The following is a 20,513-nucleotide window of genomic DNA, read 5'->3' as shown; positions in this document are numbered from 1 at the left end:
TTGCTGGCTCGAATTCGTCCGCTGCATGATCCGGTCAGTTCCACTTCACTTGTCCCGGCTGCACGGCGCGATGTTCGGTCGCTGACGCTGAGCACATCGGTGGGCTCTGCAGCATGTGCACGGCCGGTCAGGTCTGGCAGTCGTTGTCGGTTGGTGACCGGCAGACCGTGGACGCGGCCCCTGAGTCGCGGCCCGATCGCGGTGCTCCTAGCCATGCGGGAGCTGACTCCGGCGATCCGGCTACCCCATGCGGCTGACCTGCTTGCCTTCCGTCCACGAGAGGGCGATCAAGCCAAGGCCTCGCCGCCGGTGTAGGCGCGTCCTCACCAACGGCACTGTCTGCCATACTCCGCCCACTTCGAGGTGAGGATGACGCACGTTAAAACGCATGAATAACGTGCGTAATCCTCACCTCGACGCAGCCACCTTCCGGGCTCGCTAGAGCCGGAGAGCGATCTACACCGAAGGACAGCTCCCGAGAGAGCTGCGACACGAGGGCCTGATCACCGTGATCCAGGGCAGCGGCATGCCTCAATGAAGGGCAGGCCCCGAGAGAGCTGCGACAGAATACCGATTCTACCCCTCCTGACCTGCGGCGGAGCGAGCGGTCCGCGAAGGGTCCGCCCGGAGAGAGCACGACGACAGCCCAAACGCCACCGACGTCCACTCTCGAACCATACTTGAGCTGCGTAAACAGCTCCGCGAAGGGTCCGCGCTCACGGACGTCATGACGGAGCCTTCGCAGCGCAGAGCGGACCGACCAACCCGGCCGGCGATCAGGCGGCCCTGACTCACCGCGTCCGGCGCGCGATGCAGGAGCGCCGACCCTGCTGAGGCGGGGTCGGCGCTCGTTGGCTGTCCGCCGGGGTAGGCGTCAAGCGATCAGTGGTGCTGCTTGGCCAGTTCGACGAACGAGTGCCACGCGGACGGCGCGAAGGTCAGGGTGCCACCGTCGCGGTTCTTGGTGTCCCGGACCAGGACCCGGCCGGGCAGGTTGTCGGCCACTTCGACGCAGTTGTTCTGTCCGTTGCTCCGGCTTGACGTGAACCAACGAGCCGCTGAAACATCGCCAGTGATCATTTGCCCATCTCCTTCATCGCGTCCCTGATTGCCTGCCTCGATGCCTGTTCATCGAGCGAGGCGTCCCAGATGTTGGTGAATGCTGCCTCGTACCGGTCGATCTCATGCGGCTTGTCCAGGAACAGCGCCCCGGTGAAACCGTCGACGTAGACTGTGGGTGGTTCGGTGGCCTGGCCGTTGCCGTTGGTGGGGAACTCCAACACGACGAACGAACCCGACATGATGCCGGCGTGTGTCCCGACCGCGAAGGGCAGCACCCGCAGTGCCACGTTCGGCATCTCGCTCACGGCGATCAGCCGTTCCAGCTGGGCGCTCATGACCTCCTGCCCGCCCACCGGCCGACGGAGGATCGACTCGTTGAGCACCACCCTCAGCTCCGGTGCCGCGACCGGTCTGGTGAGCAGCGCCTGCCGGGCGATGCGAAGCTTAACCCGTCGGGCGATCTCGTCCGGCTCCGTGCCGGGGTTGTCGGCCTCGATCAGCGTACGGGCGTAGTCTGCGGTTTGCAGTAGTCCTGGCACGAGCTCAGCTTCGTACCACCGCAAGTGACTGCAGGACTCCTCCAGGCCAATGTAAACGTCGAATCCTTCGTTGATGACGTCGGTGTACGACAGCCACCAGCCCTTGCTCTTGGTCTCCTTGGCGAGAGCCATGAGCGATGTCGTCGTCTCGGCCAACGCGCCGTAGACACGGCACATCTGCTCGACGTCGAGCGATCGCATGGACGTCTGCCCGGTCTCGATCCGCCAGATCTTCGCTTCGCTCCACTCCAGAGCATCGGCAGCAGCTCTGACCGTGAACCGGGCCTGCATCCGGAGATCACGCAGGCAGCGACCCAGTTGCCGTCTCGGCACCGTTGACCCTGTCGGTCCTTCCGCCATGTCTCGTCCTCCGCTCCTCGCCTCACGGCGAGGCGATCCTGTCACTCACGATGAAAGCACCCGTACGCCTGTTTTGCAATGCATGCTTCGCTCTCTATGACCGACTTATGGGTACCCTAAATGAAGTCTTGCAGATCGATACACGCAGTGCTCTACTCGTCTTCGATACCCGGGCATGCCGCACCGCCCAGCAGCCGGCGAGTGGTCGCCCGAGCAGGCACATGTCGTCGGTCCCGCTCGACTCGAAGAGGGCTCCATGGTGAAGCCGCTGATGTACGGCTACCTGCGGGTGGACCGCGACACCCTCGACGGCGACATCCGGCAGATGGAACTCGCCCTCAAGTTCTGGGCCGAGCACGAGGGCTACTGCCTCGCAGGGCTCTTCCATGAGTACGACAGCGCACTGAACCGCCCCGCCCTCACCGCACTGATCGAAGAGACCCGCCGCTCCAACGCCCGGCGCGTGATCACGCCCAGCCTTGCGCACCTCTCCACGCACCCGGTGGTCCAGCACCACCTTCTCAACGCGCTGGAAGACACCGGCGTCCAGGTCCACACCCTGCAGGAGAACTGAACCCATGAAACTGCCGCTGTACGGCTACATCCGCCTACTGCCGCCGCACGCCAACACCAGCAACGCCATCGTGGACCAAGCCGAGCGACGCATGCAGCAGTTCGCCGACAGCCACGACTACGAGCTGACCGCCGTCTTCATCGAACGCGCGACCAGCCGAGCCGCGTTCGACCACCTCATGCATGACCTCCTCGTCGAGGACGCCCACCACATCATCGTCCCCGCCCACGAAACCCTCTCCGCACACCACAGCCACCTCTTCGACGACCTGATCGAGGAACTTCACGCGGCAGACGCGCTCATCTTCGACCTCGAAGCCATCGACACCTGCGACAGGAGAATGCGGCCATGCTAGGAATCGGGGCGGCTATCGGCGCAGCGCTACTCGGCTTCTGCGCCGGGTTGTGGTCGTTCAAGATCAAATCCAGGTGGTGCCCAGACTGCGGGCGTACGACCTACCCGATAGCGGATCGGCGTGACGGGTAACCGACTACTCGCCACGCCCGAGCCGAAACCCGGCGACGTCCTGATCATCGGCCGGCAAGCCAGCGTCCAGTTCGCCGACGACCGCGCCATCCGACTCCGGGTCATCGCCGTCGACCGCAAGTGGACCTACGACGGGTGGATTTGGCTGGCCGGATACGTGATCGACCGGTACGGCAACGCCGCCGAACGGCGGGAGATATTCGTCCAGCGCCACGGACTCTACCGACTGCCCCGGCACACAGAAACCCGACCATCGACCAACTGATCAAGGGAGAGAAATGATCACCGAGATGATCCGTGACTGGTGGCTACGCTGGCTCGACTGGCGCTCCGGCCGGCCGACGGCCTCCCAGCGGCTGCACCACCTGCGCCGCGAGTCGCGGCGACAACGGCAGACGACATCGGCCCGCCACCGCCGACTCGACAGCAACCGGGGACACCACTGGACCACACAGGCGACCGAACTGGTCCCGACCCTGCGCCCGTTGATGACCTACGGCCAGCAACTCGGCTACCGCCTACCGCCCACCACCACATGGTGATGCCGCCAGTGGCGATCGGGCGATCGGCGTACGCCAGCGGTACGTCTGCCGGCGGTGGTTATCTGCCGGCAGACGTACGGCTGGCCCGACCGCCGCGACCACTGCCCTGCGCCGGCACCTGCGGCGGACTCGCCGGCCCCGGCGTCTGGCCGACCGACCCGCGTTGCCGGCCCGCCGGGCGCCAGGTACGGCCGTTGGCGTAGACGATCCGGAACCCCAGGTACGCCGCCAGCGGCGCCCAGTGCGACGAGCCCATCCGCAGCTCGGCGGCGTTGTTGTAGACCCCGTTGGCGAGCACGTCGAGCAGCACCGTCTCGAACGCCGCCGACTCCACCCAGTCGACCTCCCGGGTGTAGCCGCAGATCAGCGAGGCCCCGGTGGTGGCGAGGAACTCGCGCATCCGGGCGTCGGAGGCGCGGAGCACGGAACAGCTGCCGAAGTACAGCCGCTTGCCGGCGCACCGGCCGGCCATCTGCTCGGCCACGTCGTCCAGGTCGACGTGGTGCCGCTCGGTCAGGCACAGTTTGGTCGGCTCGCCGTGCATGGCGAAGAAGCCGACCCGGTAGTCGGCGTACTGGCGCAGCAGCCAGCGGTCCAGGAAGTAGGCCAGCTCGTCGGGGGTGGCGGCGTCGCGGTGGATGAACCGGATCCGGCTGAGCCGTTCCAGCAGCTCCAGGGTCGGCAGCACCGAGCCGCGCTCGTTCAGGTCGCGATGCCACTGCCCCTCGATGCAGAAGACGCCACCGCGCGCCACGTCGCCTCCCACCGTCGGATCGCCCGCCGGACCGCCCAGGCCAGCAGCCAGCCCGGACCACCGAGGTCCGCAGCCGGCCCGGCCGCCCGATCGGCAGCCCGGCCGGGCCCGCCGCCCGCCTGTCGGTCCGGTCAGTGACCATACCGCCGGTCAGGCCGGCGGTGTCACCTCGGACCGGGGCACCGCGAGACGGACCACCCCGGCGTCGACCGCCGCCAACTGTTCGACGCTGGCGTAGCCGACGCCGCCCGCCAGCGCCGCCGGCTCCGTCGTGCTGATCTTGATGAAGCCGGTACGCAGCAGCCGGGCCGCCACGTCGGGCGCGGTGGCTGGCTCGTCGCCCACCTGCGGGTGGGGCACCTCGTCGCCGATCGCGTCCTGCGGATCGACCGCGCCTTCTACCGTCACCGCGTTCGGATCCGCCGGACGGACCAGGGCGACGGTGCCGATCTCCTCACCCCGTGCGTCGACCACCGGCATGCCGGTGGTGATCCGGTCTGTCACAGATGCGTCAGCCGCGTTCATGGACGTCCGGTTCCCCGTGTCGGCGTGCGACAAACCGTCCGTCGGAGACCTCGCGCCAGGCGCCGGGGCCGTCGATCAGGCGACGGACCGCGTCGTACGCGGACTCCTCGGTGTCGTACTCGGTGAACCGTGACCTGCCCTCGGCGCCGCCGACGCGGGCCTCGACGAACCACCGGTCGGCGTCGGCGCGGAGGAACACGTCCCGCCGGGCCAGCCGCCCCCAACTGCCGTTCCACCAGTGTTTACGCTGCTCCACCCGACGGACCCTATCGAACATTTGTTCGAGTGGGTACGGCGGTGGTGGGTGGCCACCGGATCGGGCGACCGACCCGGGTACGGCGGTCAGTCCGTCTCCGGCCGCTGGTAGCAGGTGCCGCAGGTGGGGTCGTCACAGCGGGGCCGGACAAGGGTGGCCACCGCCCGCCCGCCAGCGGGTTGGGCGGTCGGCCGACCGAGGTCGGCGACGGGTCGGGTAGGGGTTGCGCAGTCCTGGGACGTGATCCCGGCTAGCTGCTCCATGTGTCAAGTGTCACGCAGATCACGTCCCGCCGCCGCCATTTTTCAACTGCTGGGAGTGATAGGGCAACTACGGAGAGGTCTCCGAAGTCAGCGGTCGGTGCGACGGGTCACCAGCGCGTCCCGGATCTCGGTGAGCAACTTGATCTCCTCGCTCGGCGCGGCCGGCGGCGGCTCCTCGCCCCGACGCCGACGCTCCGCGAGCCGGTTCATCGGCATGACGACCAGGAAGTACAGCGCGGCGGCGGTGAGCACGAAGGTGATCACCGCGTTTACGAAGGCCGGCCAGTCGAAGACCACGCCACGGTACTCAAACCCGGCACCGCCGATGCCCTCCTCGCCGGTCAGCAGCACGGACAGCAGCCTGATGAACGGCTCCAGGAACGACTTGGTCAACTGGGTCACCACGGCGGTGAACGCCGCTCCGATGACGATGCCGACCGCGAGGTCGACAACGTTCCCGCGCAGGATGAAATTCTTGAAGCCGTTGATCATGAGGGGCACTCCCGGCAGCTGAGCGGAATAATCGGTCGACAACCTACCGCGACGATCTGCCCGCCCCGCCAGCGCACGCCCCGCCGCCCGGCCCCGGCAGCGCGGTGGAATGCCTGGTGACCGGCTGTCGTTGTGCATGGTCCGCCCCCGCACCGCACGACCACCTGGAACGGCGATCCCCCCGGCACGGAGAGGTGGACCCCCCATGAACACGATCATCACCGGTACGCTCCGCGACAAGCTGCGTAACACCGCCCTCGGCATCGCCGGGTTGGCCCTGGCCGGCGGCGCGATCGCCGCCCCCGCTCTGGCCGCCCAGCACACCCCCGGCGTCCAGGCCGCCACCCCGGACACCGCCGTCACCACCAGTGACACCGGCGCCACCAGCGACCGCGTCGACACCGACAAGCTGACCCCGCACGGCGTGCAGGGCGAACAGTCCCGCATCACCCTGTCCGGCGAGCAGACCGACAACGTCAAGGGCATCATCGCCGCCACGAAGAAGGCCGGCATGGACGAGCGGGCCGCCGTGGTCGCCATCGCCACCGCCCTGCAGGAGTCCAAGCTGGAGAACCTCGGCCACCTCGGTGACCGCAACGACCACGACTCGCAGGGCCTGTTCCAGCAGCGCCCGTCGTCGGGCTGGGGCACCGTCGAGCAGATCACCGACGTCGAGTACTCCACCACCGCGTTCCTGAACGGGCTCAGGGCCGTCGACGGCTGGCAGGACATGCCGCTGACCGAGGCCGCCCAGACCGTCCAGGTGTCGGCGTTCCCGTTCCACTACGCCCAGTGGGAGACCCAGGCCGCCGAACTGGTCGCCCAGCACTGGAACAGCTGACCCACCGCACCATCCGCAGCAGCGCGCCGCAGCGCAGCACTACCGCGCAACGCCGCTGGTCAGCACGAGGGCCGGGCCCCGCCCCCCCGGGGCCCGGCCCTCGTTGCGTGAGCGTCACGGGCCGGTCTTGCGCAAGCGGTCTCGGGTCAGTCGGTGCCGAGGTAGACGGCCGCCTCCCGGGCCGCCCGATCCGGGTCCCCGTCGCGGATCGCCGCGACCAGGCGGGCGTGGTCGACGTGCCGGTCCGGGTGCAGGTCCGGGCCGACCGCCTCAGCGACGGTGGCCCGCATCGCCGCGCCGATCGAGTCGTACAACTCGGCCAGCATCACGTTGTGTGCGGCGGCCATGATCGCCCGGTGCAGCGTCAGGTCCGCGTCGACGAACCGGGCCAGGTCGCCCCCGCGCCAGGCCGCCTCGCGGTCGGCCAGCGCCGCGTCCAGTGAAGCCACATCCGCCGGGGTACGTCGCTGCGCCGCGAGCCGGGCCGCCTCGACCTCGAACGCCCGGCGGACCTCCACGGTCTCCCGCCACTCGGCGGTGGCGCAGCGGCGGGCCACCGCGCCGGCCAACTCGTCAGTGGAGATCACGTAGGTGCCGGAGCCCTGTCGGCACTCCAGGACGCCGGCGTGCACCAACGCGCGTACCGCCTCCCGGACCGTGTTGCGCCCAACGCCGAGCGCCTCGGCCAGCCGTGGCTCGGTCGGGATCCGGGTGCCGAGCGGCCAGTCGCCGGCGGCGATCTGCTCGCGCAGCGAGTCGATCGCCTGCCGGACCAGAGTCTGCCGGGACCTGCGGGAAGTGCCGGACCGGCCGGCGGGTACCGGCGGGGAAGCTGCCGAGGGTGTCATCGGTTACATCACCCGACCATAAATCATCCCATGATTTTAGGATGGTCGACATGACTCCGCCAACCGCCCTCACCGGCCGCCCGGCTACCCGGACCGCACCGGGGTCGACCGTGCCGAGGCCGGCCTCATCCGGGCCGGGCGCACCAGGGCGGACCCGGCCGGCGCAGGCCACTGCGCCGGCCGGGACGGCGACCGGCGGGGCCGGCCGGCGCGGCACGGTCGTGGTGCTGATCGCGATGATCCTCGTCGCGCTCAACCTGCGGCTGGCGATCACCAGCCTCGGCCCGCTGCTGGACGAGGTTCGTACCGGCCTGGCGCTGTCCGGCCTGCTGGCCGGCGTGGTGACCATGCTGCCGGCGTTGGCCTTCGCCTCGGTCGGCGCGTTCACCCCCTGGCTGGTCCGCCGGTTCTCGCCACCACGGCTGCTGGTGGCCTCGATGGCGGCGCTCGCCACCGGTCAACTGCTCCGGGTCACCACCAGCTCTGCCTGGCTGTTCGTGGCGACCAGCGCCTTGGCCCTGGCCGGGATCGCGGTGGCGAACGTGCTGCTGCCGATGCTGGTCCGGCAGTACTTCCCGCATCGGGCCGGCCTGGTCACCGGTGCGTACATGATGTCCTTGACGATCGGCGCGTCGGTGTCGGCCGGCACCGCGGTCCCGATCGCCCACGCGGCCGGCAGTTGGCGGGCCGGACTCGGCTTCTGGGCGCTGATCGCAGTCGCCGCCGCGGCGTTCTGGGTGCCGGTCGCCTGGCGGGACCGACGACGCCCGGCGGCGACGATCGTCGGTGCGACAAAGCGGGGCGCCGGTCTGCGGCCGCTGGCGGGGCCGGGCGCGACAGCGGTGATTCGACCGGGCCGGACCCGGCTCGGTTGGCTGATGGCCGGCTTCTTCGGCGCGCAGTCGTTCGGCGCGTACGCGCAGATGGGTTGGCTGGCGCAGGTCTTCCGCGACGCCGGTTTCCGACCGGAGACCGCCGGGCTGCTGCTGGCCGGGGTCACTGCGGTCGCTGTGCCGATCGCGCTGCTGATGCCGACGCTGGCCACCCGGATGTCGAGTCTGCGGCCGCTTGTGCTCGGTACCTCCGTGGCGTCCGCACTCAGCTACGCGGGGCTGCTCTGGCTGCCGTACGAGGGTGCCCTGGCGTGGATGGTGCTGCTCGCGCTCGGCCAGGGCACCTTCCCGCTGGCGCTGGCAATGATCGGGCTCCGGGCCCGGACCGGGGCCGGCGTCGTGTCGTTGTCGGCGTTCACCCAGAGCACCGGTTACCTGATCGCCGCACTCGGCCCGCTCACGGTGGGTCTGCTCTACGAGCAGACCGGCGGCTGGTTGGTGCCGATCGGTCTGCTCGGTGTGGCGCTACTGGTGCAGACCGGTACGGGTTGGGCGATCGCCCGACCCCGCTGGATCGAGGACGAGGCGGGCACCGCCGCAATCAGTCGGCCGGAGCCGGCTGGGGGGCCGAGACCGCTTCGTCGACGGTCGGGAAGGTCTGCAGGACCTCGACCAGGCCGCTGACCTCCAGGATGCGCAGCACCCCGCGCTGCGGTGCGGCGAGCCGGACGACGCCGCCGGCCTCGTCGCACCCGTTCTTCGCCCGGACGAAGACCGACAGACCGGTGGAGTCGCAGAACGACACGTCGGCCAGATCGAAGACCAGCCGACTGCGACCTTTGTCCAGTAGATCCGTTATCTGGTCCTGGAGCTGGGGTGCGGTGGCCATGTCCAACTCACCACCGACCGACACGACGACGATGTCGCCACGCTGCTCCGTCTGCACCGTCAGGGACATTCGAGACCTCCAGCCATTCCGCTCGAACGGTACTCCACTTGCTGTCGTCCGCGCAGGACCGGGAGTTCGTTGCCCCTGTCACCATAATCCCCCAGGCCGGTCGGCGACCCGCCGCGGCCGGCGTCATCGCGGCGACGGCGGGTCGCACCCGGCTGGCCGGGTCAGCCGGCCAGCCCCACCCGGTCCAGGATCCAGGCCGTGACGAAGGCCTCCTCGTGCCAGGCGTCGTAGCGCCCGCTCGGGCCACCGTGACCGGCACCCATCTCCGTCTTCAGCAGGTACGACCCGCCGGGGGCGACCGCGCGCAGTTTCGCCACCCACTTCGCCGGCTCGTGGTAGAAGACCCGGGTGTCGTTGAGGCTGGTCACGGCCAGGATCGGCGGGTAATCGACCGCGGCGACGTTCTCGTACGGGGTGTACGAGCGCATGTACGCGTACACGTCGGGGTCCTCCAGGGGGTTGCCCCATTCCTCCCATTCGGTGACCGTCAACGGCAGCGTCGGGTCGAGGATCGTGTTCAGCGCGTCCACGAACGGCACCTGCGCCACGATGCCGCCGAACGCGTCCGGGGCGAGGTTGACCACCGCGCCCATCAGCAGCCCACCGGCCGAGCCGCCCCGGGCGATCAGCCGGTCCGGGGTGGTCCAGCCCGCCTTCACCAGGTGTCGGGCGCAGGCCACGAAGTCGGTGAACGAGTTCTTCTTGGCCATCATCTTGCCGTCGTCGTACCAACGTCGGCCCAGCTCACCGCCGCCTCGCACGTGCGCGACAGCGAACACCACGCCACGGTCCAGCAGCGACAGCCGGGGCACCGAGAACCAGGGGTCCATGCTGATTTCGTACGACCCGTACCCGTAGATCACGCACGGCGCGGAACCGTCCCGGGGAGTCCCGGCGCGGCACACCACCGAGATCGGCACCCGGGTGCCGTCATCAGCGACCGCCCACTCCCGGTGCTGCTCGTAGCCGGCGGGGTCGTAGCCGCCGAGCACCGGCTTGCGCTTGCGCAGCGCCAGGTCACGGGTGACCAGGTCATAGTCGTAGATGGAGTCGGGGGTGATCAGCGAGGTGTACCGGATCCGCAGGCTGGTGGTGGTGTACTCGGGGTTGGCGTCCAGCCCGACGCTGTAGATCGGTTCGGGGAACTCGATGTCGAAGGTGTCGGTACTGCCGACCGGGAGCACCCGCAGCCCGGTCAGTCCGTCAGTACGCAGCGACACCACCAGGTGGTTGGCGAACGCGTCCACCGATTCGAGCCGGGTGCCGGGGGTGTGCCCGATCAGCGGAACCCAGTCGCCGGGGGCGTCCACAGAGGTGTACGCGAGGGCGAAGTCCTCCGCGCCGTCGTTGTGCAGGATCAGGAACCGGTGCCCATGGTGCTCGACCGAGTAGTCCACCCCCTGCCGGCGCGGGGCGATGACCACCGGCTCGGCGGTCGGGTCGGTGGCCGGCAGTGCCCGTACCTCGCTGGTGGTCTTGCTGTGCGCGTCGATCAGGATGAACCGCTCGGAGCGGGTCAGCTCGACGCCGACCCAGAACCGCTCGTCGTCCTCCTGGTGGACGATGACGTCGCGGTCCGCGCCGGTGCCGATCTGGTGGCGCCAGACCCGGTACGGCCGCCACGCGTCGTCCACGGTCAGGTAGAACAGCGCGCTGCCGTCGGCCGACCAGGCGGTGCCGTAGAAGGTCGACGGCACCTCGTCGGGCAGCACCTCGCCGGTGGCCAGGTCCTTGATCCGCAGGGTGAAGCGCTCGTCGCCGGAGAAGTCGGTGGAGTACGCCAGCCAGCGGCCGTCCGGGCTGACGTCGAAGGTGCCCATCGCGAAGAAGTCGTGCCCCTCGGCGAGGGCGTTGCCGTCGAGCAGGATCTCCTCGCCGTCGATCGACACGCCGTCGACAGTGGCCGGCGGGGCCGAATCGCCGGGCCGGACGGCAAGCCGGCAGTGGATGCCGTACTGCTGGCCTTCGACAGTTCGGGTGTAGTACCAGTAGTCGCCCTTGCGGGTCGGTACCGACAGGTCGGTCTCCTGGGTACGCCGCTTCGTCTCGCCGAACAGTGTTTCGCGCAGCGCGGCGAGGTGTGCCGTGGCACCCTCGGTGTAGGCGTTCTCCGCCTGCAGGTAGGCGATCGTGTCCGGGTCGTCCTTGGCGGCGAGCCAGGCGTAGTCGTCGACGACCGTGTCGCCGTGGTGGACGCGCTCGGTCGGGACACGCTTGGCGGTCGGCGGAACCGGTGTCTGGGTCGTCACCCGGCCACGGTACCGCCCGGAGCGGGCCGCCCGGTCGCGGCGGCACACCGCACGGCCATCCGGATCGATTAGAACACGTGTACGATCAGCGCGGGGGGTGACTCGACGGTGATTCAGGACGTGGCCGCTCGACTGGCTGAGATCTGTGGTGCCGCGCACGTGCGCGACGCCGGGCCGAACGACGAGGTGGCGGCCGCCGCTCCGCGTTGGGTGGCGGCACCGGGCACGGCCTCGGCGACCGCCGAGGTGCTGCGCCTGTGCGCCGACCGGGATCTGACCCTGATCCCCCGCGGCTCCGGCAGCAAACTGGACTGGTGGACTCCACCATCCCAGGTGGACATCGTGCTGGACACCTCCCGGCTGGCCGGCGTCTGGCACCGCCCGCCAGGATCACGCACCGTCCGGGTCGGCGCGGGCACCCCGCTGCACACCGCGCAGCAGGCCGTCGGCCGGGCCGGCTGGCGGATGCCGCTGGACCCGCCCTCCGCGTCGGCGACGGTCGGCGGGATCGTCGCCACCGACGAGACCGGACCATTGAGCCACCGGCACGGTCCGCCGTGCCGGCACGTGACCGGGGTCGACTACGTCGACGCCGCCGGGCGGCTGGTCCGGGCGGCGGAGACCGACGACGCCGGTGACGAACTGCCCCAGCTGCTCTGCGGTTCGCAGGGGGCCCTGGCGGTGCTGGTCGCCGCGACGGTCCGGCTGCAGCCGGTGCCGGCCGACCGACGCTGGGTGCGACGTACCGTGCACACCCCGCTGGAGGTACGCGACCTGGTCGGCGAGCTGACCGTCGACGGGCTGCACCCGGTGGCGGTCGAGCTGGACCTGCCGGCACACGCCGCGGGCACCGTCCGGCCGTCCCAGGTGCCGCCCGGCGGGCAGCTCGCGGTGCTGTTCGAGGGCGAGCCGGGTCTGAACCGGCAACGCGCCGGCCGGGCGGCGGCGCTGCTCGGCGGGGACGCCGTCGACACCGCCCGACCGCCGGTCTGGTGGCGGCGTTACCCGTTCACCGCCACCGATATCGCCCTACGGCTCGACGTACCGGCCGCGCACCTGCACGCCGCGATCTACGCGGTGCGCGACGCGGTCGGCGCACCCATCGGTGTTCGCGGTTCGGTCGGCACCGGCCTGGTGCACGCCGTACTTCCCGGGTCGACCACGCCGGAGCGGGTCGCCGAGACCCTGGCGACGGTCCGGTCGGTGCTGCTGGCGCGCAGCGGCAGCTGCGTGGTGCTGACCGCGCCCGCCGAGGTCCGACAGGCCGTCGACATCTGGGGCCACCGGCCGGGCCTGCCCCGGCTACTTGAGCTCAAGCAACGGTTCGACCCGCAGCACCGGCTGGCGCCCGGCCGGTTCACCGGCGGGTCGTGACCGGGTCACCCGGTCAGTCGGTCACGCGCTGGTCTGGGTGGGCGGCGAAGGCCGGCCGGGCCGGCCTTCGCCGCCGGCTCGTTACGTATCACCAGGATCGCGATGTCGTCGCGAGGTGCCTCGACCGAGAAGTCCAGCGTCGTGGTACGCAGCCGGGCCGCCACCACGTCGGCGGAGAAGCCGGCCAGCGGTGCCGCCGCGCGGCGCAGCCGCTCGGCGCCGAACAGCTCCCGCCCGTTGCGCCGCTCGGTGATCCCGTCGGTGTAGAAGACCAGCGAGTCGCCGGGTGCCAGGCTGAGGTCCACCGACGGTGCGACGATCTCCTCCAGCAGCCCGAGCGCCGTGCCGCCGGCACCGACGAACCGGGCCTGCCCGTACCCGCTGATCAGCACCGGCCGGTCGTGGCCGGCCAGGTGCAGCCGGACGTCCAGCTGTTGGTCGGCGGTCACCGTCACGGCGGCCATCGCGAGCGTGCAGTAGCGGCCACCGCCCCGTTCGACGAGCGTGTCGTTGAGCCGGGCCAGCACCTCCGGCAACGCCTTGCCGTCGCGTACCAGCACCCGGATGACGTCCCGGACCAGCCCGGTGACGGTGGCAGCCTGCACCCCTTTGCCGGACACGTCGCCGACCACCACCAGCCAGCGGCCCTCCGACAGCGGCACCACGTCGTAGAAGTCCCCGCCGACCTCGACCGCGTCGCCGCTGGGCACATACTCGGCGGCCAGCCCGATCCCGCCGATGGTGGGCAGTCCCGGCGGCAGCAGTGACTGTTGCAGGGTGTGTGCGACCCGTCGGCGCTCCTGATGGATTCGGGCGTTGTCGATGGCCAGCGCGGCCCGCCGGGCCACGTCCTCCAGGACCGACACCTCGTCCGGGTCGTGCCGGTGCCGCTGGTGCCGGCCGACCGCGAGGGTGCCGAGCCGCTGGCCCCGGGCCACCAGCGGTACGGCGAAGCCCTCCATCGGCGCGCCGAGCGGCACCTGTGATCCGCTGCGCGACGCCTCCCGCAGCCGGGCCAGCACCGAGTCAGGGCCGGACTCGCGCAGCGCGGCGTGCAGTGTGGGCAGGACTGTTTCGTCGGCGTGGCTCGCGGCGGCCAACTGCAGCTGGCCCCACTCGTCCGCGGTGTGCACCGCGCACCACCGGCCGAGCCGGGGTACCACCAGCTGCGGGATCAACGCCATTGTCAGGTCGACGTCGAGTGATTGGGCGAGCAGTTCACTCGCTTCGGCCAGGAAGGTCAGCCAGGTTTGCCGGCGCAGGTCGGCGCGGCGCAGCCGGTCGTTCTCCAGGTGCAGCGAGAGCCGTTCGGCGACGAGCGCGGCCAGCGGCCGGGCGTAGTCCGACGGTGCGGCGTCGAGTTCGAGTTCCCCGGAGTACGGCCGGTGCACGGTCAGCGGTACGCGCAGCAGTTCACCGGAGCGTGGCTGCCGGCCGTACCGCGCCAGGATCTGGACCCCGTTGCCGTCGCCACGGTCCAGCCGGACGGTGCCACCGGCCGCGCCGACCAGGTCCGCGACCCGGGCGAGCAGGCTGCCGGCCAGGTCCGCGAGCGGATCGTCGGCATGCGGTTCCGGCCCGGCCTGCATCAGCGCGGCGAGTGTCCCGGCGCTGGGCGCGGCCGGCGGCCGGGTGTGGTGATCATCGTCGGCGGCGGGTGCCGGCCGGGTGCCGGCCGGCCACGGCGGGAACCAGTCGTCCGGTGCCGGTGGGGTGCCGTGCCGGTCGAGCCGGAACCAGACCCCCTTGCCGGTCCGCAGGTGGGTGGTGCCCCACCGACTGGCGAAGTGGTCGACGAGGAGCAGGCCCCGGCCCCGCTCGGACACCTCGGAGATGTTCTGCCGCTCGTTGCGGGGCAGCGCGGCGACGTTCTCGATCGGGCCGGCGGCGAAGTCGGTGACCGTGACGGTCAGCCCGACCGGGTCGGCCACCACCTCGATGATCAGCTCGGTGCCGGCGTGTACGACCGCGTTGGTGGACAGCTCGGTGGTGAGCAGTAGCGCCTCGTTGATCAGTTCATCCAGGGCGGCTTCGGAAAGCACCGATCTGACTACCGCACGTGCGGTGGCCGGGGTCCGTCGGTCGGCCGGCAGACGAACCCGCCGGACATGCTCACTCCCGGTGCCGGTGGCGGAACGCTCGGCCCTAGCTGTCACCTGCCGGTTCCTCCGATCCCCTGACCGATTGGTGCGGGCATGCGCCTCGCATCTGCCACGGTAGTCGAGCAATGATGAGGTCAGCCCACTCCCAGAGCTGAGCGAGGAGTTATGACCAGCGCGAAACAGCTGTCCTCCGACCAACGGCCGGCGATCGACGAGACCGCGCTGCTGACCGAGCTCGCCGAGGCACTGCGCCGGGTGGGGCAGGGGGATCTGAAGGTACGGCTGCCCCGCCGGGTCGGGGTGGCCGGCGAGGTTGCCGACGCCTTCAACGAGGTGGTCTCGCTGCAGGAACGGCAGCACCTGGACCTGCGCCGGATCAGTCGAATCGTCGGCCGGGACGGCCGGCTCAGCGAACGCCTCGACGAGGAGGGCTTCGGTGGTGCCTGGGCGGACAACCACCAGGCGATCAACGCGCTGATCGACGACCTGGGTCGACCGACCACCGAGATCGCCCGGGTGATCCGGGCGGTCGCCGAAGGTGACCTGTCCCAGCACATGGAGCTGGAGATCGACGGACAGCCGCTGCGCGGCGAGTTCCTGCGGATCGGCCGGACGGTGAACACGATGGTCGGCCAGCTGTCGTCGTTCGCCGACGAGGTCACCCGGGTCGCCCGCGAGGTGGGCACCGAGGGCAAGCTGGGTGGCCAGGCGCGGGTCAAGGGGGTCTCCGGCACCTGGAAGGACCTGACCGACAACGTCAACTCGATGGCCTCCAACCTGACCCACCAGGTCCGGTCGATCTCCCAGGTGGCCACCGCGATGTCGCGGGGCGACCTGTCGCAGAAGATCACCGTGTCGGCCAAGGGTGAGGTCGCCGAGCTCGCCGACACGATCAACATGCTGACCGACACGCTGCGGTTGTTCGCCGAGCAGGTCACCCGGGTCGCCCGCGAAGTCGGTACGGAGGGCAAGCTGGGCGGGCAGGCCCAGGTGCCGAACGTGGCCGGCACCTGGAAGGACCTGACCGACAGCGTCAACTCGATGGCGTCGAACCTGACCGCCCAGGTCCGCAACATCGCCCAGGTCTCCACGGCGGTCGCCAAGGGCGACCTGTCCCAGAAGATCACCGTCGCCGCGCAGGGCGAGATCCTCGAACTGAAGTCGACGGTCAACACGATGGTGGATCAGCTGTCGTGGTTCGCCGACGAGGTCACCCGGGTCGCCCGCGAGGTCGGTATCGAAGGCAAGTTGGGTGGTCAGGCCCAGGTCCGAGGGCTCTCCGGGACGTGGCGTGACCTCACGCAGAACGTGAACCAGCTGGCCGGCAACCTGACCAGTCAGGTCCGTAACATCTCCCAGGTCTCCACGGCGGTCGCCAAGGGCGACCTCTCCCAGAAGATCACCGTCGACGCACGCGGCGAGATCCTCGAACTCAAGTCGACCGTCAACACCATGGTCGACCAACTGTCGCTGTTCGCCGACGAGGTCACCCGGGTCGCCCGCGAAGTCGGCACCGAAGGCAAACTCGGCGGCCAGGCACAGGTCAAGGGCGTCTCCGGCACCTGGCGCGACCTCACCGACAACGTCAACTCGATGGCCTCCAACCTCACCAGCCAGGTCCGCAACATCGCCTCGGTCACCACCGCGGTCGCCAAGGGCGACCTCTCCCAGAAGATCACCGTCGACGCACGCGGCGAAATCCTTGAACTCAAATCGACCGTCAACACCATGGTCGACCAGCTGTCCTCGTTCGCCGACGAAGTCACCCGGGTCGCCCGCGAAGTCGGCACCGAAGGCAAACTCGGCGGCCAGGCACAGGTGCGCGGGGTGGCCGGGACGTGGCGGGACCTGACCGACAACGTCAACTCGATGGCGTCGAACCTGACCGCCCAGGTACGGAACATCGCCCAGGTCTCCACGGCGGTTGCCAAGGGCGACCTCTCCCAGAAGATCACCGTCGACGCACAGGGCGAAATCCTCGAACTCAAATCGACCGTCAACACCATGGTCGACCAGCTCTCATCCTTCGCCGACGAAGTCACCCGGGTCGCCCGCGAAGTCGGCACCGAAGGCAAACTCGGCGGCCAGGCACAGGTCAAGGGCGTCTCCGGCACCTGGCGCGACCTCACCGACAACGTCAACTCGATGGCCTCCAACCTCACCAGCCAGGTCCGCAACATCGCCTCGGTCACCACCGCGGTCGCCAAGGGCGACCTCTCCCAGAAGATCACCGTCGACGCACAGGGCGAAATCCTCGAACTCAAATCGACCGTCAACACCATGGTCGACCAGCTCTCATCCTTCGCCGACGAAGTCACCCGGGTCGCCCGCGAAGTCGGCACCGAGGGGGAGCTCGGCGGTCAGGCACAGGTCAAGGGCGTCTCCGGCACCTGGCGCGACCTCACCGAGAACGTCAACCAGCTGGCGTCCACCCTGACCACCCAGCTGCGGGCGATCGCGCAGGTCTCCACCTCGGTGACCCGTGGCGACATGACCCAGCACATCACGGTTCAGGCGCAGGGCGAGGTCGCCGAGCTGAAGGACAACATCAACCAGATGATCGTCACCCTGCGGGACACCACCAAGAAGAACGCCGAGCAGGGCTGGCTGGACTCGAACCTGGCGCGGATCGGTGGTCTGCTGCAGGGGCAGCGGGACCTCGGCGAGGTCTGTCGCATGATCATGAATGAGGTGACGCCGCTGGTCGACGCGCAGCTCGGCGCGTTCTTCCTCGCCGACGCCGACGACGGGGTGACCCGCCTCGGGCTCACCGCCGCGTACGGCTACGTGGCCCGGGACCACAAGATCATTTTTGGTCCGGGTGAAGGGCTGGTCGGCCAGGCCGCTGTCTCCCGCCGGACCATCCGGGTCGGCGCCGGCGCCACCGGCGCGCTCACCCTGCGCTCCGGTCTGCTCAGCATCCCGCCCCGGGACCACGTGGTGCTGCCGGTGCTGTTCGAAGGCGAAATGCTCGGAGTGATCGAGTTCGCCTCCGTCGCCGCCTTCTCCGAGCTGCACCTGGCGTTCCTGGAGCGGCTGGTCGCCACGATCGGCATCGCGGTCAACACCATCCAGGCCAACAAGCGCACCGAGGAGCTGCTCGCCCAGTCGCAGCGGCTGGCCAACGAGATGCAGGCCCAGTCGGCCGAGCTGCAGCGCACCAACGCCGAACTGGAGGACAAGGCCCGGCTGCTGTCCGAGCAGAAGGGCAACATCGAGACCAAGAACCGGGAGATCGAACTGGCCCGGATCGGCCTGGAGGAGAAGGCCCAGCAGCTGTCCCGGGCCTCGGCGTACAAGTCGGAGTTCCTGGCCAACATGAGCCACGAGCTGCGTACCCCGCTGAACTCGCTGCTCCTGCTGGCCCGGCTGCTGGCCGACAACCCGGACGACAACCTCACCGGCAAGCAGATCGAGTTCGCCAAGACCATCCACAGTGCCGGCTCCGATCTGCTGTCACTCATCGACGACATCCTCGACCTGTCGAAGATCGAGGCCGGCCGGATGGACGTGCAGCCGGCCGAGGTGCCGTTCGGCGAGATCCGGTCGTACGTCGAGCAGGCGTTCGCGCCGCAGGTCGACGAGAAAGGGCTGGAACTACGCGTCGAGGTGGCGCCGGACCTGCCGCCGGCGGTCGTCACCGACGCGCAGCGGCTGCAGCAGATCCTGCGCAACCTGCTGTCCAACGCGGTGAAGTTCACCGACGCCGGGTCGGTGACGCTGCAGATCGCCCCCGCCCCGCCGGACCTGACCTTCGAACAACCCGCACTGTCCACCGCCGACCAGGTGGTCGCCTTCACGGTGATCGACACCGGAATCGGCATCTCCGACGACAAGCTCTCGCTGATCTTCGAGGCGTTCCAGCAGGCGGACGGAACGACCAGCAGGCGGTACGGCGGCACCGGCCTCGGCCTGTCGATCAGTCGCGACCTGGCCCGGCTGATCGGCGGTGCAATCTCTGTCTCGTCGGTGCCGGGCGAAGGATCCACCTTCACGCTGTACGTTCCCGACGTGCTCAACACCGACGCGGTGCTGCCGCCAGCACCGTTGCCGGCCGCGGCGCCGATCCGCACCGCGCTGCCACCGCTGACCCGGCCGATCGAGGTGGACCGCCCCGAACCGCCGACCACCCGGCGGCTGGACGGGGCCACCGTACTGATCATCGACGACGACGTCCGCAACGTCTTCGCGTTGACCAGCGCGTTGGAGCTGCACGGGATGACCGTGATCTACGCGGACAACGGGGTCGACGGCGTACGTAAACTCGCCGAACGCCCCGAAGTGAACATCGTGCTGATGGACGCGATGATGCCGGACCAGGACGGTTACGAGACGACCCGGATCATCCGCCGCAACGAACGCTTCGCGGACCTGCCGGTTGTCTTCCTGACCGCGAAGGCGATGCCGGGTGACCGGGAGTCCGCGCTGCAGGCCGGGGCGACGGATTACATCACCAAACCGGTGGACCTGGATGAACTGATCACCCTGATGGTGACCTGGATCAACGCGGCTGAGGAGTTGAACTCGTGACTGCCGGATCGGCGAAGGTACTACTGGTGGACGACCGGCGGGACAACCTGCTCGCTCTGGAGGCGATCCTGCAGGGGATGCCGGTGCAGGCCGTCGCGGTGGAGAGCGGCGAGGACGCGCTGAAGAAGCTGCTGGTGGACGACTTCGCGGTGATCCTGCTGGACGCCCAGATGCCGGAGATGGACGGATTTGAGACGGCCAACCACATCAAGCGTCGCGAACGCACCCGGCACGTACCGATCCTGTTCCTGACCGCTGCGGACCGCGACGCCCAACTCGCCCTGCGCGGGTACGCCGCCGGCGCGGTCGACTACCTGATCAAGCCCTTCGACCCATGGGTGCTGCGGGCCAAGGTCAGCGTCTTCGTCGACCTCTGGATGAAGAACCGCCAACTCGCCACCCAGGCGGACCTGGTCCGGCAGCGGGACGAACAGGTACGGCAACTGCGTGCGGCGATCGACCGGGCAACCGCCCGGCTGCGCGACGGCGAGGTGAACCCGGCCGAGGTCGCCGACGAGTTGGAGACGGCCCGCTGGGGCGGCGACGGCCGGGTCGGCTGACCGCAGCGGCCGAGTTGGCCGGCCCGGGTCAGCCGGCGCCGTTGCGGATGGTGAGCGCCGACCGCAGCCCGGTGATGTTCAACACCCGGTGCAGGAACTCGCCGACGTTGGTGAGCAGCAGCAGACTCTGCGCGTGGCTGGCCTTGCGGGTGAGCACCACCAGGGTGCCCAGCCCCTGCGAGTCGCAGAAGGTGACACCGGCCATGTCCAGCACGATCCGGGCCGGCGCGTCACCGAGCAGATCGTTGACGGTAGTGGACAGCTGGGCGGCGGTGAGCATGTCGATCTCACCGACGAGGCGTAGCACAGCCTCGTCGGGAGTGCGCCGCAACGCGATCGACAACTCCGCCCGCTCCACCCGGCCA

The 20,513-nt window shown here is 69.7% G+C and carries 20 protein-coding genes and 1 pseudogene; 9 read left to right on the top strand and 12 right to left on the bottom strand.

Features of this window, described 5'->3' with window-relative positions; translation table 11 throughout:
• Positions 1-882: 882 nt before the first annotated feature.
• Complete coding sequence (locus tag O7621_RS06760; RefSeq protein ID WP_282233231.1) at positions 883-1,080, bottom strand: DUF397 domain-containing protein; 198 nt, start codon at positions 1,078-1,080, stop codon at positions 883-885.
• Positions 1,077-1,961 carry a helix-turn-helix transcriptional regulator gene (locus O7621_RS06755; RefSeq protein WP_282233230.1) on the bottom strand — a complete coding sequence of 295 codons (885 nt, stop codon included), beginning with the start codon at positions 1,959-1,961 and terminating at the stop codon, positions 1,077-1,079. The genes O7621_RS06760 and O7621_RS06755 overlap by 4 nt, the downstream gene beginning before the upstream one ends.
• Before the next feature lie 256 nt (positions 1,962-2,217).
• Between O7621_RS06755 and O7621_RS06750 the strand changes: the two genes are divergently transcribed.
• The 4 genes from O7621_RS06750 to O7621_RS06735 all read left to right on the top strand — a co-directional run bounded on the left by O7621_RS06750 (position 2,218) and on the right by O7621_RS06735 (position 3,563).
• The gene (locus O7621_RS06750) at positions 2,218-2,535 is read left to right on the top strand and encodes a recombinase family protein (RefSeq protein WP_282233229.1); all 318 of its coding nucleotides are present in this window, start codon (positions 2,218-2,220) and stop codon (positions 2,533-2,535) included.
• Positions 2,536-2,539: 4 nt separating this feature from the next.
• Positions 2,540-2,890, top strand: a complete 351-nt coding sequence (locus O7621_RS06745; RefSeq protein WP_282233228.1) for a hypothetical protein — start codon at positions 2,540-2,542, stop codon at positions 2,888-2,890.
• Between the two features lie 120 nt (positions 2,891-3,010).
• On the top strand, positions 3,011-3,286 hold the full coding sequence (locus O7621_RS06740; protein WP_282233227.1) for a hypothetical protein: 276 nt from the start codon (positions 3,011-3,013) through the stop codon (positions 3,284-3,286).
• Between the two features lie 13 nt (positions 3,287-3,299).
• Positions 3,300-3,563 carry a hypothetical protein gene (locus O7621_RS06735; RefSeq protein ID WP_282233226.1) on the top strand — a complete coding sequence of 88 codons (264 nt, stop codon included), beginning with the start codon at positions 3,300-3,302 and terminating at the stop codon, positions 3,561-3,563.
• Positions 3,564-3,621: 58 nt separating this feature from the next.
• On the opposite strand, the gene O7621_RS06730 is transcribed toward O7621_RS06735, so the two are convergent.
• The 5 genes from O7621_RS06730 to mscL form a co-directional block, all read right to left on the bottom strand.
• Complete coding sequence (locus O7621_RS06730; RefSeq protein ID WP_282233225.1) at positions 3,622-4,317, bottom strand: DUF6642 family protein; 696 nt, start codon at positions 4,315-4,317, stop codon at positions 3,622-3,624.
• A 150-nt stretch (positions 4,318-4,467) separates the two neighbouring features.
• A complete protein-coding gene (locus O7621_RS06725) occupies positions 4,468-4,821 on the bottom strand; it encodes a hypothetical protein (RefSeq protein WP_282233224.1) in 354 nt (117 codons plus the stop codon).
• A gap of 7 nt (positions 4,822-4,828) precedes the next feature.
• Positions 4,829-5,119, bottom strand: coding sequence for a hypothetical protein (locus O7621_RS06720; RefSeq protein WP_278173204.1), 291 nt, complete (start codon positions 5,117-5,119; stop codon positions 4,829-4,831).
• Positions 5,120-5,184: 65 nt separating this feature from the next.
• Positions 5,185-5,361 (bottom strand): hypothetical protein, encoded by a 177-nt coding sequence (locus tag O7621_RS06715; protein WP_282233223.1) that lies wholly within the window; start codon positions 5,359-5,361, stop codon positions 5,185-5,187.
• Between the two features lie 87 nt (positions 5,362-5,448).
• On the bottom strand, positions 5,449-5,853 hold the full coding sequence (gene mscL / locus O7621_RS06710; RefSeq protein WP_282233222.1) for a large conductance mechanosensitive channel protein MscL: 405 nt from the start codon (positions 5,851-5,853) through the stop codon (positions 5,449-5,451).
• Positions 5,854-6,058: 205 nt separating this feature from the next.
• On the opposite strand from mscL, the gene O7621_RS06705 reads away from it, so the two are divergent.
• Positions 6,059-6,694, top strand: a complete 636-nt coding sequence (locus tag O7621_RS06705) for a hypothetical protein (RefSeq protein ID WP_282233221.1) — start codon at positions 6,059-6,061, stop codon at positions 6,692-6,694.
• Positions 6,695-6,840: 146 nt separating this feature from the next.
• On the opposite strand, the gene O7621_RS06700 is transcribed toward O7621_RS06705, so the two are convergent.
• Complete coding sequence (locus tag O7621_RS06700) at positions 6,841-7,542, bottom strand: FadR/GntR family transcriptional regulator (RefSeq protein WP_282233220.1); 702 nt, start codon at positions 7,540-7,542, stop codon at positions 6,841-6,843.
• A 50-nt stretch (positions 7,543-7,592) separates the two neighbouring features.
• On the opposite strand from O7621_RS06700, the gene O7621_RS06695 reads away from it, so the two are divergent.
• Positions 7,593-9,059 carry an MFS transporter gene (locus tag O7621_RS06695; protein ID WP_282233219.1) on the top strand — a complete coding sequence of 489 codons (1,467 nt, stop codon included), beginning with the start codon at positions 7,593-7,595 and terminating at the stop codon, positions 9,057-9,059.
• On the opposite strand, the gene O7621_RS06690 is transcribed toward O7621_RS06695, so the two are convergent.
• Both O7621_RS06690 and O7621_RS06685 read right to left on the bottom strand, forming a co-directional pair.
• Positions 8,977-9,333, bottom strand: coding sequence for an STAS domain-containing protein (locus tag O7621_RS06690; RefSeq protein ID WP_282233218.1), 357 nt, complete (start codon positions 9,331-9,333; stop codon positions 8,977-8,979). The two genes, O7621_RS06695 and O7621_RS06690, sit on opposite strands and share 83 nt — an antisense overlap.
• Positions 9,334-9,494: 161 nt before the next feature.
• On the bottom strand, positions 9,495-11,582 hold the full coding sequence (locus O7621_RS06685) for a S9 family peptidase (protein WP_282233217.1): 2,088 nt from the start codon (positions 11,580-11,582) through the stop codon (positions 9,495-9,497).
• Positions 11,583-11,690: 108 nt separating this feature from the next.
• On the opposite strand from O7621_RS06685, the gene O7621_RS06680 reads away from it, so the two are divergent.
• Entirely contained in the window at positions 11,691-12,956 is a 1,266-nt protein-coding gene (locus O7621_RS06680) for an FAD-binding oxidoreductase (protein WP_282233216.1), read from the top strand.
• A 77-nt stretch (positions 12,957-13,033) separates the two neighbouring features.
• On the opposite strand, the pseudogene O7621_RS06675 reads toward O7621_RS06680, so the two are convergent.
• Positions 13,034-15,112: pseudogene (locus O7621_RS06675) on the bottom strand (SpoIIE family protein phosphatase); the annotation flags it as partial.
• Between the two features lie 111 nt (positions 15,113-15,223).
• Here O7621_RS06675 and O7621_RS06670 point away from each other — a divergent pair.
• Together O7621_RS06670 and O7621_RS06665 are read left to right on the top strand one after the other, a co-directional pair.
• Positions 15,224-19,588, top strand: coding sequence for a HAMP domain-containing protein (locus O7621_RS06670; RefSeq protein ID WP_278173192.1), 4,365 nt, complete (start codon positions 15,224-15,226; stop codon positions 19,586-19,588).
• Complete coding sequence (locus tag O7621_RS06665; protein ID WP_282233215.1) at positions 19,585-20,148, top strand: response regulator; 564 nt, start codon at positions 19,585-19,587, stop codon at positions 20,146-20,148. Before O7621_RS06670 ends, O7621_RS06665 begins: the two co-directional genes overlap by 4 nt.
• A 28-nt stretch (positions 20,149-20,176) precedes the next feature.
• Here the strand turns inward: O7621_RS06665 and O7621_RS06660 are convergent, their stop codons facing one another.
• Positions 20,177-20,506: an STAS domain-containing protein gene (locus O7621_RS06660; RefSeq protein WP_281552162.1), complete on the bottom strand. Its 330-nt coding sequence runs from the start codon at positions 20,504-20,506 to the stop codon at positions 20,177-20,179.
• Between the last annotated feature and the right edge of the window lie 7 nt (positions 20,507-20,513).

Source organism: Solwaraspora sp. WMMD937, from assembly GCF_029581175.1.
In the GTDB taxonomy this organism is placed as follows: Bacteria; Actinomycetota; Actinomycetes; order Mycobacteriales; family Micromonosporaceae; genus Micromonospora_E.
The sequence above is the reverse complement of the archived record's forward strand: the minus strand, read 5'-3'. Positions and strand labels throughout refer to the sequence as shown.